The organism is Streptomyces sp. NPDC021020, assembly GCF_044333285.1.
GTDB lineage: Bacteria > Actinomycetota > Actinomycetes > Streptomycetales > Streptomycetaceae > Actinacidiphila.
In genome coordinates, this window is sequence record NZ_JBIRQQ010000010.1 from 1 (window position 1) to 14,594 (window position 14,594).

At 73.8% G+C, this 14,594-nt stretch carries 14 protein-coding genes and 2 pseudogenes; 11 read left to right on the forward strand and 5 right to left on the reverse strand.

The genetic code is table 11. The annotated features are described in order from the left end of the window. Positions 1–168: 168 nt before the first annotated feature. A pseudogene (locus tag ACH4SL_RS27795) lies at positions 169–810 on the forward strand (AraC family transcriptional regulator); the annotation flags it as partial. Between the two features lie 107 nt (positions 811–917). Here the strand turns inward: ACH4SL_RS27795 and ACH4SL_RS27800 are convergent. Further along, positions 918–1,514: a TetR/AcrR family transcriptional regulator gene (locus tag ACH4SL_RS27800; RefSeq protein ID WP_398450355.1), complete on the reverse strand. Its 597-nt coding sequence runs from the start codon at positions 1,512–1,514 to the stop codon at positions 918–920. Between the two features lie 101 nt (positions 1,515–1,615). On the opposite strand from ACH4SL_RS27800, the gene ACH4SL_RS27805 reads away from it, so the two are divergent. Together ACH4SL_RS27805 and ACH4SL_RS27810 are read left to right on the forward strand one after the other, a co-directional pair. Continuing rightward, entirely contained in the window at positions 1,616–2,038 is a 423-nt protein-coding gene (locus tag ACH4SL_RS27805; RefSeq protein WP_398450357.1) for a nuclear transport factor 2 family protein, read from the forward strand. A gap of 162 nt (positions 2,039–2,200) precedes the next feature. Next, on the forward strand, positions 2,201–2,587 hold the full coding sequence (locus tag ACH4SL_RS27810; protein WP_398450358.1) for a hypothetical protein: 387 nt from the start codon (positions 2,201–2,203) through the stop codon (positions 2,585–2,587). Between the two features lie 53 nt (positions 2,588–2,640). Here the strand turns inward: ACH4SL_RS27810 and ACH4SL_RS27815 are convergent, their stop codons facing one another. Further along, a complete protein-coding gene (locus tag ACH4SL_RS27815; RefSeq protein WP_398450360.1) occupies positions 2,641–3,300 on the reverse strand; it encodes a 1,4-alpha-glucan branching protein in 660 nt (219 codons plus the stop codon). A gap of 124 nt (positions 3,301–3,424) precedes the next feature. Here ACH4SL_RS27815 and ACH4SL_RS27820 point away from each other — a divergent pair, with 124 nt between their 5' ends. Next, positions 3,425–4,078, forward strand: a complete 654-nt coding sequence (locus ACH4SL_RS27820; RefSeq protein WP_398450362.1) for a helix-turn-helix transcriptional regulator — start codon at positions 3,425–3,427, stop codon at positions 4,076–4,078. 48 nt (positions 4,079–4,126) lie between these two features. Next, entirely contained in the window at positions 4,127–4,651 is a 525-nt protein-coding gene (locus ACH4SL_RS27825) for a DUF3291 domain-containing protein (RefSeq protein WP_398450364.1), read from the forward strand. A 102-nt stretch (positions 4,652–4,753) separates the two neighbouring features. Here ACH4SL_RS27825 and ACH4SL_RS27830 read toward each other — a convergent pair whose 3' ends face one another. Both ACH4SL_RS27830 and ACH4SL_RS27835 read right to left on the reverse strand, forming a co-directional pair. After that, entirely contained in the window at positions 4,754–5,125 is a 372-nt protein-coding gene (locus tag ACH4SL_RS27830) for an arsenate reductase family protein (RefSeq protein WP_398450366.1), read from the reverse strand. 71 nt (positions 5,126–5,196) lie between these two features. Further along, a pseudogene (locus ACH4SL_RS27835) lies at positions 5,197–5,422 on the reverse strand (GTP cyclohydrolase I); the annotation flags it as partial. A gap of 252 nt (positions 5,423–5,674) precedes the next feature. On the opposite strand from ACH4SL_RS27835, the gene ACH4SL_RS27840 reads away from it, so the two are divergent. Genes ACH4SL_RS27840 through ACH4SL_RS27850 form a run of 3 tightly spaced genes read left to right on the forward strand, consistent with a single transcriptional unit; the run spans position 5,675 to position 8,216 of the window. Then, a complete protein-coding gene (locus ACH4SL_RS27840; protein WP_398450368.1) occupies positions 5,675–6,364 on the forward strand; it encodes a TetR family transcriptional regulator in 690 nt (229 codons plus the stop codon). A 7-nt stretch (positions 6,365–6,371) separates the two neighbouring features. Beyond that, positions 6,372–7,154: an SDR family NAD(P)-dependent oxidoreductase gene (locus tag ACH4SL_RS27845; protein WP_398450370.1), complete on the forward strand. Its 783-nt coding sequence runs from the start codon at positions 6,372–6,374 to the stop codon at positions 7,152–7,154. Positions 7,155–7,175: 21 nt separating this feature from the next. Then, a complete protein-coding gene (locus ACH4SL_RS27850; RefSeq protein ID WP_398450372.1) occupies positions 7,176–8,216 on the forward strand; it encodes an NAD(P)-dependent alcohol dehydrogenase in 1,041 nt (346 codons plus the stop codon). A gap of 183 nt (positions 8,217–8,399) precedes the next feature. On the opposite strand, the gene ACH4SL_RS27855 is transcribed toward ACH4SL_RS27850, so the two are convergent. Continuing rightward, positions 8,400–9,236 (reverse strand): hypothetical protein, encoded by an 837-nt coding sequence (locus tag ACH4SL_RS27855; RefSeq protein WP_398450374.1) that lies wholly within the window; start codon positions 9,234–9,236, stop codon positions 8,400–8,402. Positions 9,237–9,525: 289 nt separating this feature from the next. Between ACH4SL_RS27855 and ACH4SL_RS27860 the strand changes: the two genes are divergently transcribed. From ACH4SL_RS27860 to ACH4SL_RS27870, 3 genes are all read left to right on the forward strand, one after another. After that, a complete protein-coding gene (locus ACH4SL_RS27860) occupies positions 9,526–9,900 on the forward strand; it encodes a YybH family protein (protein ID WP_398450376.1) in 375 nt (124 codons plus the stop codon). A gap of 223 nt (positions 9,901–10,123) precedes the next feature. After that, complete coding sequence (locus ACH4SL_RS27865; protein WP_398450378.1) at positions 10,124–13,666, forward strand: ricin-type beta-trefoil lectin domain protein; 3,543 nt, start codon at positions 10,124–10,126, stop codon at positions 13,664–13,666. A gap of 167 nt (positions 13,667–13,833) precedes the next feature. After that, positions 13,834–14,583, forward strand: a complete 750-nt coding sequence (locus tag ACH4SL_RS27870) for a D-Ala-D-Ala carboxypeptidase family metallohydrolase (RefSeq protein ID WP_398450380.1) — start codon at positions 13,834–13,836, stop codon at positions 14,581–14,583. Positions 14,584–14,594 lie beyond the last annotated feature (11 nt).

Genomic DNA, 14,594 nt, shown 5'->3' on the forward strand with positions numbered 1-14,594 from the left:
TTCCTCGCCCGCGAAGAATCCGCCCGACACCCCCATGCTCCCCACACCCACCCAGACGTGCTCTCTTCCTCCCCGGGGCCACAGGACGGTGCTGCCATGTCGTCCTGCGGGGCCCGTGCTGGCTGACGCCCGCCCGCGGCGAACCGCAGGCCCTCAAACGTCAGGGACATCGTCTTCCTGCCACGCGCGACCGGCTACGCCCTGGCCGACCGTCCCGGCAGCCCGGTGGTGGAATTCCGGCCGCGCCCCGGCGACGGCGACACCCCGCTCGACCAGGTGCACATCGACGGCCCCGGCGCCACGGCCACAATGCTGCGCGCCGCCTCCTACTTCGACCGCGAGCGGACACATCCCGTGCTCGACGAACTGCCCGACGTCGGCTGGCACACCTCGCCGCGCGCCACCGTCCGCGAACTGGCCGCCCCGCAGGCCGGGACCACCGCGATCCTGACCTCGCTCGTCGACATGCTGCTGCTGTTCATCCTGCGGGCCTGGCTCGACGAGCAGGCCGCGGCCCCCACCGCCACGGGGTGGGCGGCGCTCCTCAACGACCCCGGCATGTCCACGGCCACCGTCGCGGCTCCCGCAGCGCAGGCCGGTATGTCCCGGGCCACCTTCGCCCGGCGCTTCGCCGCCCTCGCGGGCCGCCCGCCCCTGGCCTACCTCACCTGGTGGCGGATGACGACCGCCGCCGGGCCGCTGCGTGCGGACGGCGGCGTCCCGGTGCGGGTCGTCGCCGAGCGGGTCGGCTACACCTCGGAATTCGCCTTCGCCAAGGCCCTCAAACGCGACTACGGCCGGGCACCGGGGCAGTACCGCCGGAGCGCCCCGCCGATGCAGCGGGGATCACGCCCGCGCCACCTGCCCGCCTCCCGCACCTCGGCAGGCCCAGGGTGGTGGGGACACCGCCACGCCGGTCACGCGCCGTTCGGCCGGTCCCCCAGCTCTCGGCCCGGCGGTTCCGTCAGAGCGGTGATGCCCGGGCGGAGGAGGGCTGCGATGCGGTCGGCGGAGACGCCGGCGAGGGCCGGGAGGCCGAGGAGCTGGTGGCCGACGGTCACGCCGAGCAGGGTGGTGAGGGCCAGCGCGGCACGCAGTTCGGCATCCTCCGCGGGCGGCATCGCGGCAACGACGGCGTCGGCCTGCTCGGAGAGGCGGGCGCGGACCTGGTCGGCCGCGCCGGGGTCGGTGAGCATCGACCGCATCATCGCCAGCGTGCCTTCGGGCAGCGCGCCGAGCTTGGGGCCGAGGGTGGCCAGCAGCTGCTCGGCGAGCCCTTCCGGGCCGGTGGCCGCGGGCGCCGCGGGATCGACCTGGACGGCCCGGGTGAACAGTTCCCGCTTTGAACCGAAGTGCTGCATGACCAGGGCCGGGTCCACGCCCGCGGCCGCCGCGACGGCGCGGATGGTGGTGCGGTCGAACCCCTTCTCCGCGAACAGCTCGCGGGCGCCGGCGAGGATCCGCGCCTCGGTGGCGCGGCGGCGCTCGGCACGGGACGGCTGGGCGGTGGGCACCGGCTCATTCTACAGCCCTTCGCTCCACAGGCGTTGACCGAACGATCGGGTGCGGCCTAGTCTCCATTGGGTCAACAACCGTTGAGCGAATGGAGTGCCCCGTGCCGAACGCCGAAGCCGCCGCGCGCAGCCCGTACGACGTCCTCGACCGCTACTACCAGGCCATGCTCGACAAGTCGGCCGACGACCTCGCCGACCTCTACGCCGCCGACGCCCTGCACGAATTCCCCTTCGCCACCCCCGGCTTCCCGCCGAGCCTCGAGGGACGCGAGGCTGTGCGCGCCGGCTACCGGGCCTCCTGGGGCGCGAGCCCCGTACAGGTGGCGGAGATCCGCAGGACCGCGGTCCACCAGACCACCGACCCGGAGGTGATCGTCGCCGAGCAGGTCGTCGTGGGCACGATTCCGGCCACGGGCGCCACCTTCGGCGTTCCCGGGCTCCTGGTGCTCCGGGTGCACGACGGGCAGATCAGCCACGTCCGCGACTACATCGACACTTCGGGGCTCAGGAGCGCCACGGTGTGAGACGCCCGCGGCGCGTCGGCCACCGGCCGGGCGGGCAGGGGCGGCACGGCCGAGGCACGCCACTGCCTGCCCGGCTCCGCTTGCGGACCGGCGGCAACCCGTCTCGCCGGACGTGACGCAGACCGCGAGAGCGGGGTAGCCGAAGGGGAGCGCACCCGACAGATGAGGCAGACGATGAACCACCACCCGGACAACGCCAGGACCGAGCGGTCGGACGGTACGGCGGCCACGGCGCCGCGTACGACGCCCGGCCCCGGCCACGACCCGCGGGCGGCCACCGGCAACGGCATCGGCACCGACCCGGCCCGCGAGGCCGCCCCGGCCGGCGCCGACCCCACCGGCGGACCGGGCACCGCACCGGCTTCCGAGGACGGCCTGGGGCGCCGGTCCGCCGGCCGCGAGCCCGAGGACACGGCCGTGGGCGGCCCCGACCGGCACAACGCCACCGAGACCGACCCCTCCGGCACGTCCACACCACCCGGCCACCGGGACGACAGGCACCCGACGGACGCCGCCGCGCGTCCGCACACACCGCCGGCGGGGTCCTGAGCAGCACCGGCAGGACGGGACGGCGAACGCGGGCCGCGCCCGCGCGCTCCCGGTCAGGCGCCGAGCACCGTCACCAGGACCGCTCGCAGGCGTGAGCCGTCAGGTCCCTGCCAGCCGGTCGCGACGTGGCCGACAGCCTCCGGCGGGAGGGGAAGCCGATCCACGGGGCCGGGGGCGGGGACGAGGGCGCGGTGGACGCGCAGCGCCGTACCGCCGGGCAGGGACAGGCAGGTGCCCTCCCGGTCGTCGGCGGGCTCGGGGATGAAGCCGCCCGTGGCGAGCGGGGCGGCGGTGCACGAGCGGCTCACCTCATGGTCGGGGGTGTCCGTCACGCTCTGCGCCATGGCCGGTGAGGTGCCCTCGATCAGAGCGAGCAGTTCGCTCACGAGCACGGGGTCGTGGCAGCCGTCGTACGCCCAGCGCTTGCCCAGCACCCCGTGCTCCATCGTGCCGACGAGGGCGCGCCCGGCCCCTTCCAGCGGCGCGGCGCGGTAGGTCAGCGGCACCAGGTAGGGCACCGGTGCCGGGCCGCTGACGTCCGTGGCCACCATGAACTCGATCCCGACCTCGCCTGCCGGGTCGTCCAGCCGGAAGCCCCCCGACTTCTCCAGCACCGGGGCACCGCCGCCGCGGTACCAGGGGCGGGTGGGCAGCCAGCCGGTGAGCAGTTCCAGCTTGTTCGGCTTGAGCGTGGTGCGGTAGATCACGGCCATGGCCTGGAAATCGCCTCCTGACGCGCGGTCCGGACTCCCATCCTCGCACGGTGAGCCCCACCGCCGGCCGGTCGCCGGCACGACCGGCTCTATCTCCTACCGGGGTTGTTCCTAGAATGCGGGGATGGAGGACATCGAGGCGATCGCGGTGCTGCAGGACCCCGTCCGGCGGCGGCTGTACGAGTACGTGGCCGCGCAGGGCCGCGAGGTGGGGCGCAACGAGGCGGCCGAGGCGGCGGGGGTGGGGCGGACGCTCGCCGCACACCACCTGGACAAGCTCACCGAGGCCGGACTGCTGGACAGCGGAAGCCGCCGGCTGACCGGGCGTTCGGGTCCCGGGGCCGGGCGGCCGGCCAAGGTCTACACGCGCTCGCGGAAGGAGCGGTCGGTGTCGCTTCCCGCACGCGACTACCGCACCGCCGCCGAACTCCTCGCCGAAGCGGCCGAGCAGGCGGGCGCGGACACCGTCCTCTGCCAGGCCGCGCGGCGGCGCGGCGAGGTTCTGCGCGGCGCCGCGGAGCCCTGCGCGAGCCTCGACCAGGCCGCCGAACTCCTCGCCGCCCGGGGCTACGAGCCCCATGTCGAGGACGCCGCCGGAGGTGCGGCGCCGGCCGTACGCATGCACAACTGCCCCTTCCACGCTGTCGCCGAGAGCTTTCCGCCACTGGTCTGCGGGATGAACCTGGCACTGCTGGAAGGACTCTTGGGCGACGGCGCGGTCCGCGCACGCATGGACGCCCGGCCGGGGATGTGCTGCGTGGTGGTCGAACACCACTAAAAACAACGGCCATTGACATAGAAATGCAGGGCGTGCTGGGATGAGGTCATGACCCCATCCCAGGCTTCGGCCCGCCCCGCCGGCCCCTCGGTCGGCGACGGGCCCCGCGTCCACCTCGCCGAGCTCAACGTCGCCACCCTCCGGCACCCCCTCGACGACCCGCGCATGCAGGCCTTCGTGGACCTGCTCGTCCCCGTCAACACCGCCGCCGACCGCGCGCCGGGCTTCGTGTGGCGGCTGATCGAGGACGGGCAGCCCGACGCCACCGGGATGCGGCCCGCGGGCGACGACGTCATCGTGAACCTGTCGGTGTGGGAGACGATGGAGGCGCTGTGGGACTTCGCCTACCGCAGCAGCCATCTGGACGCCATGCGCCGCCGCCGTGAATGGTTCGAACGCCACGTCGAGGCGCACCTCGTCCTGTGGTGGGTCCCCGCCGGGCATCTGCCGACCGTCGCCGAAGCCCTCGAACGGCTCGCCGACCTCCGCGACAACGGGCCGTCACCCCGCGCCTTCACCTTCGCCTCCCCCTACACCCCCGCCGAGGCGGATCCCGGCCACGCGCCCGCCTGAGGCGACCGGGCGGCTCCGTACTCGCCGGGCGAACCGTGCCGGGTCCTCGTCGGCCGGGGACGGGGCCGACAATCCGCTACGGCAGGGCCCGCCGCGCCCGGGTCACCGTCCGCCCGCGGAGGGCAGGGTCGAGCGGACGGCCTCCGGGCTGCGGGCGACCACCGCGGTGCCGTCGTCCGCGGTGATGATCGGCCGCTGGATCAGGGCCGGGTGGGCGGCCAGCGCGTCGATCCAGCGGGTGCGGGAGGCGGCGGCGCGGGGCCAGGAGTCCAGGCCGAGGTCGGCCGCCGCCGCCTCGCCGGTGCGTGTGATGTCCCACGGTTCGAGGCCGAGCCGGTCGAGCAGGGCGGTCAGCTCCGCGGCGGTGGGCGGGTCGTCGAGGTAGCGCCGCACCGTGTACGCGGCTCCCTCCTCGTCGAGGAGGGAGAGCGCGGAGGCGCACTTCGAGCAGGCGGGGTTGATCCAGATCTCCAACGGTGCGCCTTTCCTGTCTCCTGGGGCCGCCGCCGGGACCGGGGGCGGTCGCGGGTCGCCGCGGGGCTCGGCCAGTCGGCGATCTGCCTGGTTCAGGCGTTCCTGGACCTGCGGACGGCAGGCGAAGTGCTCGACGGCGCTGGCGGGTTCGGACGGGCAGAGTATCCGGTCGGCGGGCAGGCAGCCGCCGATGGCGGTGCCGACGAAGGGCAGCAGGCGGTGCTCGCACACCGAGCGGACCGAGCGGACCGGGATGGACCGGGCAAGGACGGGTTCGTCGTAGCCCTCGTCGTTGGGAGAGGCGCCGTGACGGGCCGCTGCTCGGTGTCCTCGCCCCCCTGCCCGGGCAGGTGCTGCGTGGAGCCGCGCGAGCCGGACGGCGCGGACGGCACTGCGGACGGCCGGTCACTGCGGTAGGGGCCTCTCCCCCGGCCGACCGGCGCCGTACGCCTCCCAGCGGGCCGCAGGGGCTCCGGAACCGTCCCGGTGGGACATATGTCTCATCGGGACATGTGTCCCGCCGGGACATCGGGGCGTACCGTCGAAGACATGGACGCCGACGAAACGGAACCGGGCAGTGCCGCCGAGGCGGATCGGCGGCTGCTGCGGGCGCGCCGCACCCGCGAGGCGCTCGCGACGGCCGCGGTCGACCTGATATTGGAGCGCGGGCTGGCCGCCACCACGGTGGAGGCCATTGCCGGGCGCGCGGATGTCACCAGGCGGACCTTCAGCCGGTATTTCACCGGCAAGGAGGACGCCGCCCTCGGCTTCGTCCGCGACGACGGCGAGCGGATCAACGCGGCGCTGCGCGTGCGGCCGGCCGACGAGCCGCCGCTGCTGGCCTACCGCCGCGCCGTCGCGGCGTGGCTGGCCGACCGGGACGCGCCCGCCGCGCACCTGCGCCCGCGGATGCGCCGTCTCGTCGGGCTGCTCGACCGGGAGCCGACGCTGTTCGCCGCGTACGAGCGCATCCGCGTCGACGCCCAGGACGAGTCGGTACGCATCGTCGCCGAGCGCCTCGGTGCCCGCGGGCCGGAGGATCTGCGCCCCGCCGTCGTCGTGGAGGCCGCGGCGGGAGTGCTGACCGCCGCGCTGCGCGCCTGGGCCCGCAGTCCCGACGACGTGGGCGGGACCGGCCTCGCCGATCTCGTCGAGCGGGCGTACGGCGCCCTGACCAGGGAGACCGCCTCGGCGGCCGCCCACAGCACCGCAGAGGAAACACGCACTACCGATTTGTGAGAGCACCATGAGCAACACCTCCAGCCCCACCCCCACATCCACCGAGTTCGCCGGGCGTACCGCCCTGGTCACCGGAGCGGCGTCCGGCATCGGCCTGGCCACGGCCCGGCAGCTCGCCGCGGGCGGCGCGAGCGTCGTCCTCGCCGACTTCGACATCCCCGGCGCCGAGCGGGCCGCCGCGGCCCTGGCCGCCGAGGGGCGCACGGCGGCGGCCACCGCGCTGGACGTCACCCGCCCGGAGTCGGCAGAGGCGGCCGTCCGCTTCGCCGTGGAGACCTTCGGCGGCCTCGACCTCGCGGTGAACAACGCCGGCATCGGCGGACCCAGCGCGCCGACCGGGGCGTACGACGTCGCGGAGTACGACCGGGTGATCCGCACCAACCTCGACGGCGTCTTCTACTGCCTGCGCCACGAGCTGCCCGCGATCGAGGCGACCGGGCACGGCGGCGCGATCGTCAACGTGGCCTCCATCCTGGGCTCGGTCGGCTTCGCGGGCTCGCCCGCGTACGTGGCGGCCAAGCACGGCGTCGTCGGGCTCACCAAAACCGCCGCCGCCGAATACTCCGCACGGGGGATCCGCGTCAACGCGGTCGGCCCCGGCTTCATCGAGACGCCGCTGCTGGACGGGATGGACGAGCAGGCCCGTGCCGCGCTCGTCGCGCTGCACCCGGCGAGGCGGCTGGGCCGGCCGGAGGAGGTCGCCGAGGTCATCGCGTTCCTGCTCGGCGACCGCGCCTCGTTCGTGACCGGCAGCTACCACCTGGTCGACGGCGCCTACACCGCCGTCTGACGTCCCGGAGAGGAGATCATCGTGAAAGCACTCCAGTACCGCACCGTCGGCGCCGCCCCCGAGGTGGTGACCGTCCCCGATCCCGAGCCCGGTCCCGGCCAGGTGCTGCTGAAGGTCACCGCCGCCGGCGTGTGCCACAGCGACATCGCCGTCATGAGCTGGCCCGCGGAGAGCTTCCCCTACCCGCTGCCCCTCACCCTCGGCCACGAGGGGGTCGGCACCGTGGCCGCGCTCGGCCCCGGCACGACCGGTGTCCGCGAGGGCGACGCGGTCGCCGTCTACGGGCCCTGGGGCTGCGGCCGGTGCGCCAAGTGCGCCGAGGGCAAGGAGAACTACTGCCTGCGCGCCGACGAGCTGGGCATCCGCCCGCCGGGTCTGGGCGCGCCGGGCGCGATCGCCGAGTACCTCCTCGTCGACGACCCGCGCCACCTGGTGCCCCTGGACGGTCTCGACCCGGTCGCGGCCGTGCCGCTGACGGACGCGGGCCTGACTCCGTACCACGCCGTCAAGCGGGCGCTGCCCAAGCTGGTGCCGGGATCCACCGCGGTCGTCATCGGCGCCGGCGGGCTCGGGCACACCGCGATCCAGCTGCTGCGGGCGCTGAGCCCGGCCCGCGTCGTCGCCCTGGACGTCAGCGAGGACAAGCTGGCGCTGGCCCGGAAGGTCGGCGCGCACGCCGCGGTGCTGTCCGACGACGGCGCTCCCGCCGCCGTACGCGAGCTGACCGGGGGCCTGGGCGCACAGGCCGTCTTCGACTTCGTCGGGGCCGCGCCGACCGTGCGCATCGCGGGAGCCGTGGCCGCGGTCGAGGCGGAGGTGTCGCTGGTGGGCATCGGCGGCGGCACGCTGCCGGTCGGCTTCGGCGTACTGCCCTTCGAGGTCTCGGTCAGCGCCCCCTACTGGGGCACCCGCCCCGAGCTGCAGGAGGTGCTGGCGCTGGCCCGCGACGGGGCGGTGTCCGTGCACACGGAGACCTTCTCCCTGGACGAGGCGCCGCGCGCGTACGAGCGCCTGCACGAGGGAAGCATCAACGGCCGGGCGGTCATCCTCCCCAACGGCTGACCCGTCCCCGCCGCGGGCGAGGCCCCGGTACCGGCTGCGGCCGGTCCGGGGCCTCGCCCGTACGGACCGGGTCCGACACCGCGTGCACGTCCGGGCCGCGCCTGCGAGATCGTCCGAGACCGCGGGCGGCAGCGTCGCATCGGCTCAGGCGTGTGCGGGTCCGGCGCCAGGGCGAATCTGCGGTCAGACCTGGAAGGCGGGATGCTCCAGGACGATCCGCCGGGCCTCGGAGATCGTCTCGCGCTGCGGCCGGCCGTCGACCGGGACGACCTGCCAGCCCCATTCGGCGGCCGCGGAGCGGTACTGCTCGGCCATGTACGTCTGGAGTTCGACGTAGGAATCGCGGTCCGAGCGCCCGGTCACGCTGTAGTCCTCCCCGAACCCGGGTCCGCCGGCCTGGCGGGTGCGCCAGTCGTAGGTGAGTGCGGGGTCCGCGTCCAGGAGGATGCCGAGGGTCGGCTGGAGGAAGGGACTCGCGTAGGCGGCCCGCACGGCTCCCACCAGTACGTCGAGGCTCTCGCGCGGGATGCTGCGCACCGACTGCGGCATTTCGCCTGCCAGTTTGAGAACCTTCGTCACGTTCTTGAACCCGAATCCGTCGGAGAGCGTCACCTTTCCCTCCGCCATGGCCGGCCGGACGAACTCCGCCTGCAGCAGGTAATCGACGGCGAATTCGACGAGCGCGGACCCCACCAGCCCCGACTGGCGGGCCCCCTGCGGTGTACCCGCGAGCGATTCCAGCACTCCCGAGGTGGTGAATTCGGAATAGTCGCGCGGAATCTCCTGGTCGATCTTCCGGCCGTCGGCCACGCCGTCGGCGAAGAACAGACGCCATGCCTCCACGTGGAGCTGCTCCAGGCTGATTCCCGGGTAATCCGGCCCCGTGGTCCTGAGTGCGTTCTGCCAGTTCACCTCGGCCACGGTGAAACCTCGCTGCGTGAGCGCATCGCGCAGCGGTCCCATCAGGGATGTCTTTCCGGCTCCGTCAATCCCGATCAACGCAATCGAAGCGCCCGCCATCCGAATGTCCCCCCATGGGAATCTCGAAGAAACAAGATATGAGTCTTGCAGAGCCGAAATTCGACGTCAAGGGATTTCACCCGGACGGGGCGGAAACTGATCCGAATGCGCCCCGGCGCATTTCGCGGCACCGGTGGAGAAGTTTTTCCGGGCACAATGAACTCGAGGGGCCCGCGGGCCGCTCACCCTCCCCGGGTCGTTCCCCGGTCGTTCCCCCGGTCGGCATGCATCTCGTCGCGCGATCCGGCCGGTGTTCCGGGCTCCGCGCCCCCGCTCGAAAGGACATCCCGTGACCGATCCCGCCGCCGAGCCCGCCGCCTTCCTGCGGCGCTACGAGCAGGCCACCAACAGCCATGACCTCCAACGCGTCCTGCCATTGATCGCCGAGGACGCGGTCTACTGGTTCTCGGACGGCTCCCACCGGGGCCGTGCCGAGATCGCCGGGGCGATCGAGCGGACCTTCGCGACCATCCGCGACGAGACGTACGAGATCAGCGATGTCGAGTGGGTCGCCCTCGCCCCCGGCCACGCCGTGTGCCGCTACAGATTCTCCTGGACCGGGGTGGTCGACGGGCAGGCCCGCTCGGGGGCGGGGCGGGGCACGAACGTGCTCGTACGGCGGGACGGCGGGTGGCTGGTGCTGCACGAGCATCTGAGTTCCTGACGGCGCGGCCGGGGACTGACCCGGCGGTCCGGCCGGCTCCCCTCCGGGGCCGAGCGAGTCATTGACATGTTCGCGTCGCGCGTTGACACTCGGACCACCGGTCGGCCGCCCGTGGCACCCGCGCGACTCCGGACCGGTTGGCGGCCCCGCGCCCCGACCGGGTTTCAACGCGCCTGCCTGGCATGTCTGATAACGATGTCAGCGACCCTCCCGGGAGGTCCCCGTGCGTCCTCGCCCCTCACGAGCACCGCGCCCGCGTCCGTACGCCCACCGGGTCTGGCCGCTCGTCGCGGCCTGCCTCGCGCTGCTGGCCTCCATGCTGGTGGCCGTTGCCGGCGGCGCCACCGCGGCCGGCGCGGCGGGGGTGGCGGTCGTCGACGGCAGCGCGCGGTTCGAGGTGCTGACCCCGACGCTGGTGCGGCTGGAGTACGCGGGGGACGGGGTGTTCCAGGACGGCGCCACGTTCAACGCCGTCAACCGCTCCTTCAGCCCGCCCGCGTACACCACCGACGTGACCTCCGACGGCTACCGGGAGATCAGGACCAGCGCGCTGACGCTGCGCTGGAAGCAGGGCAGCGGGCCGTTCACCGCCGCCAACACCACCGTGACGCTGGCCGGGACGGGTGTGCGGGCCGAACCGGTCTTCCCGTCCTACTGCGCGTTCGGCGCCGCGTGCGAGGGGGAGGACGCGCTGTTCAGCGGGCGGGCGGCGGCCGCGTACGACCACACGGGCCACACCGGCAGCGCGTTCGTGGCCGGTTACGAGGCCGCCGGGAGCGGGATCGGCCAGGACGTCTCGCAGATCCCGGCCGCCGGCGACTACCGCTTGCAGGTCCGCTACTCCAACGCGGCGGGCGGCACCGGCACACTGTCCACCCGGGTGAACGGCGCCGCGGGACCCGCGCTGAGCCTTCCGGCGACGTCCTCGTGGGACGCCTGGTCGACGGCGTCGGCCACCGTGCACCTGGCCGCGGGCACGAACGCGCTGTCCGTGGTGCAGAACGCCGGGGACACCGGCCGGGTCAACATCGACAGCCTCGCCGTCACCGCGCCGGCCACCACGGCGTATCCGGCGGCGCAGACCGGCCTGGTCACCACCGGCTACGGTGCCGGGCCGGCCGACACGCTCGGCGGCTGGTCGCGCACGCTGGACAACCCGCGCACCCTCCCCGTACCCGAGCACCCCGGCATCCTGGACCGCAGCGGCTGGTACCTGCTCGACGACAGCCGCAGCGCACTGCTCGGCTCCGGACACACCGTCACCGACCGCCCCTCGCACGGCACTTCGCCCTACCAGGACGGCTACTTCTTCGGCTACGGCCAGGACTACAAGCAGGGCCTGTCCGACCTCAACGCCCTGACCGGCGGCGCCGCGCTGCTGCCGCGCTCGGCGTACGGGGTCTGGTACTCGCGCTACTACGCCTACACCGCGGCCGACTACGAGAATTCGCTGCTGCCCGCCTTCCGGACGAACAACGTGCCCGTCGACTGGCTGGTGGTGGACACCGACTGGAAGTCGCCGAGCCAGTGGAACGGCTGGAACTGGAACTCCGCGCTCTTCCCCGATCCGCAGGCCTTCCTGGACTGGACGAAGCAGCAGGGCCTGTCCGTCGCGATGAACATCCATCCGAGCATCGACAAGAACGACCCGCGGTTCGCCGCCGCGAACAGCGCGGCGGGCGGGCTGACCCTCGACAGCGGGAGCACCTACCGCTTCGACTGGTCGAACAGCGCCCAGCTCGGCGCCTACCTGGGACTGCACCAGCCCTTCGAGCAGCAGGGCGTACGGGAGTGGTGGCTGGACTACTGCGGCGGGTGCGGGGGTTCGACGGCGAGCGACCCGCATGTCGCGCCGGACAACCTGATCAACCAGGCCTACGCCGACGACGCGGCCGCCAGGGGCCTGCGCGGTTTCTCCTTCGCCCGGATCGGCGGCTCCGAGCAGGGCGGTGACGACAGCAACTACGCGCTGGGGCCGTGGTCGGAGCGGCGCACCAGCATGCAGTTCACCGGGGACACCCCGGCGACGTGGGACATGCTCGGCTACGAGGTGCGCTTCACCGCCGACGAGGCGGCGGCGGGGCTGTCCAACGTCAGCCATGACATCGGCAGCTTCCACGGCGGTCACCTGGCCGACGACCTGTACGTGCGCTGGCTGCAGTTCGGCGCCTTCCAGCCGGTCGACCGGCTGCACTCCGACCACGGCGACCGGCTGCCGTGGAACTACTCGGGGGCTGCGGCGACCGCCGCGGCGCAGGCGCTGCGGCTGCGCGAGGCGCTGGTGCCGTACACGTACACCCTCGCCCACCAGGCGAGCACGACCGGTGTGCCGATCGTCCGCCCGATGTACCTCGACTACCCGGCGCAGGAGGACGCCTACCGCGCGCAGGGCGAGTACCTGTATGGCGACGACGTGCTCGTGGCGCCGATCACCACGCCGAACGACGCCTCCGGCAACGGCTCGGTGTCGGTGTGGGTGCCGCCGGGCAGCTGGACCGACTACTTCACCGGGCACACGTACACCGGCCCGGCCACGGTGACGGCGACCGCCCCGCTCGGGCAGTTCCCGGTGCTGATCAGGAGCGGCGGGATGATGACGACGCGCACCGACTACGCGGGCAGCGCGCAGCAGCCGCTGACCGCGCTGACGGTCAACGTGGCCGCGGGCGGGGACGGTTCGTCCTCGCTCTACACCGACGCGGGCGAGGGCACCGGTTACACGGCCGGCCAGTCGGCGACGACGCCGCTGTCCTGGAGCGACGCCGCCCGGACGCTCACCGTCGGGGCGCAGAGCGGCAGTTGGCCGGGGGCGCCGGCCTCGCGGGCGTACACGCTGCGGCTGTCGAACTCCCCGGCGCCGACCGCTGTGCGGGTCGACGGTGTGCAGGTGCCGGAGACGGACTGGTCGTGGAACCCGCAGCGGCGGACCGTCACGGTGACCACGGCCGCGCTGCCGGTGGGCACCGCGCACACGGTGGCGCTGGAGGGCAGCGCGACGGCGAACCCGGCTGCCGGAGAGGTCGTCGGGGCGGGGGCCAACTGCCTGGACGCGCGCGGCGGTTCGGCGACGGACGGCACGGCGCTCCAGCTGTGGGGCTGCAACCACACCGCGGGCCAGCAGTTCACGCTCGCCGCCGACAACACCCTGCGTACGCTCGGCAGTTGCGTCACCGCGTCCGGCGGCGGGACGGCGAACCGCACCCCCGTCGCACTCGCGTCGTGCACCGGCGCGGCGGCGCAGCTGTGGACCCACCGCACGGACGGCAGCCTGCTCAACCCGGCGTCCGGGCGCTGCCTCGACGTGCCCGACAGCAACACCGCGCCCGGCGCCGTGCAGCTCCAGCTCTACGACTGCAACGGGACCGGCGCGCAGCTCTGGAAGCTGCCGCCGGGTCCGCTCACCGGCCCCGGCGGGCTGTGCGCGGACGTGGCGAACGCCGATCCCGCGCCGACGACCCCCGTCCAGCTGTGGGGCTGCAACTCCACCGACGCGCAGCGCTGGTCGGCCCCCGGGGACGGCACGCTGCACGCGCTGGGCAAGTGCCTGGACGCGGTGGGCGGCGGCACGGCGAACGGGACCCGCGTCCAGCTGTGGGACTGCAACGGAACGGGCGCGCAGGCCTGGACGAGCCGTGCGGACGGCACGCTGTTCAACTCCTCCTCCGGACGCTGCCTCGACGACAGCGGCGGGCTGGCGCGGCAGGGGGACGCGCTCCAGTTGTACGACTGCAACGGCACGGCGGCCCAGGTCTTCCGACTGCGGTGACGGGTTCGACGGCGGTGGTCCGTACGCCCGGCGGGCGGCGGTCCGTTCGCCCGGTGCCCGGCAGATGTTCGCCCTCCTGCCCCTTGAGCACCTCGGGCACCAGCGGCATTCTTGGACCGCCACTTCCGCGGGGCGGAACGCCCCGGCCGGCCAGCGAGAGGACAACGATGGCCTCGTCTTCCTTCCCCTTCGACCGCCGCACCCTGCTGCGCGGCACGCTGGCCGCCGGAGCGGGTGCCGTGCTGGGCCCGGTCCTGCTGGCGCACAGCGCCTCGGCGTACTCGTGGCCGCGCACCCTCCAGCAGGGCATGACCGGCGCCGATGTCACCGAGCTGCAGATCCGGGTGGCCGGCTGGGCGTCGGCGGGCCCCGCGCACACCCGGGTCGCGATCGACGGGGACTTCGGGCCCGGGACCGCGACCGCGGTGCGGCTCTTCCAGTCCGCGTACGGTCTGGCGTCGGACGCGGTCGCCGGTCCGGCGACCCAGGCGCAGCTCAACGCCCTGCAGCAGTCGGACGGTTCGACCGTCCATTTCAACTTCAGCGAGTTCACCGACCGGGTGAGCGGGACCTTCAGCGGCGGCAAGGTCAGCGCGGCCGCCGCCAAGGAGAACGCCCGGCGGCTGATGTACAAGCTCGAAGCCCTGCGCAAGAAGCTCGGCAACGTCCCCGTCACCGTCAACTCCGGCTTCCGCAGCATCGCGCACAACGCCTCGGTGGGCGGCGCGTCCGACAGCATGCACCTGTACGGGACGGCCGCGGACCTCGGCGTCGCGGGCGTCGCCAACAAGACGGTCTACCAGAGGGCCGAGACCTGCGGCTTCTCCGGCCTGGAGACGTACACCGAGGACCACCAGCACGTCGACAGCCGCGCCGACCTGGGCCGCGCCTGGTGGTGGGAGAACGGCACGATCTGACGGAGCGCGGC

Bases quoted from the DNA above. Each gene is read 5' to 3' on its own strand.
- ACH4SL_RS27870 (WP_398450380.1), top strand. From the start codon at position 13,834: ATGGCCTCGTCTTCCTTCCCCTTCGACCGCCGCACCCTGCTGCGCGGC.
- ACH4SL_RS27840 (WP_398450368.1), top strand. From the start codon at position 5,675: ATGGACGCCGACGAAACGGAACCGGGCAGTGCCGCCGAGGCGGATCGG.
- ACH4SL_RS27815 (WP_398450360.1), bottom strand. From the start codon at position 3,300: ATGGCCGTGATCTACCGCACCACGCTCAAGCCGAACAAGCTGGAACTG.
- ACH4SL_RS27820 (WP_398450362.1), top strand. From the start codon at position 3,425: ATGGAGGACATCGAGGCGATCGCGGTGCTGCAGGACCCCGTCCGGCGG.
- ACH4SL_RS27825 (WP_398450364.1), top strand. From the start codon at position 4,127: ATGACCCCATCCCAGGCTTCGGCCCGCCCCGCCGGCCCCTCGGTCGGC.
- ACH4SL_RS27855 (WP_398450374.1), bottom strand. From the start codon at position 9,236: ATGGCGGGCGCTTCGATTGCGTTGATCGGGATTGACGGAGCCGGAAAG.
- ACH4SL_RS27810 (WP_398450358.1), top strand. From the start codon at position 2,201: ATGAGGCAGACGATGAACCACCACCCGGACAACGCCAGGACCGAGCGG.
- ACH4SL_RS27845 (WP_398450370.1), top strand. From the start codon at position 6,372: ATGAGCAACACCTCCAGCCCCACCCCCACATCCACCGAGTTCGCCGGG.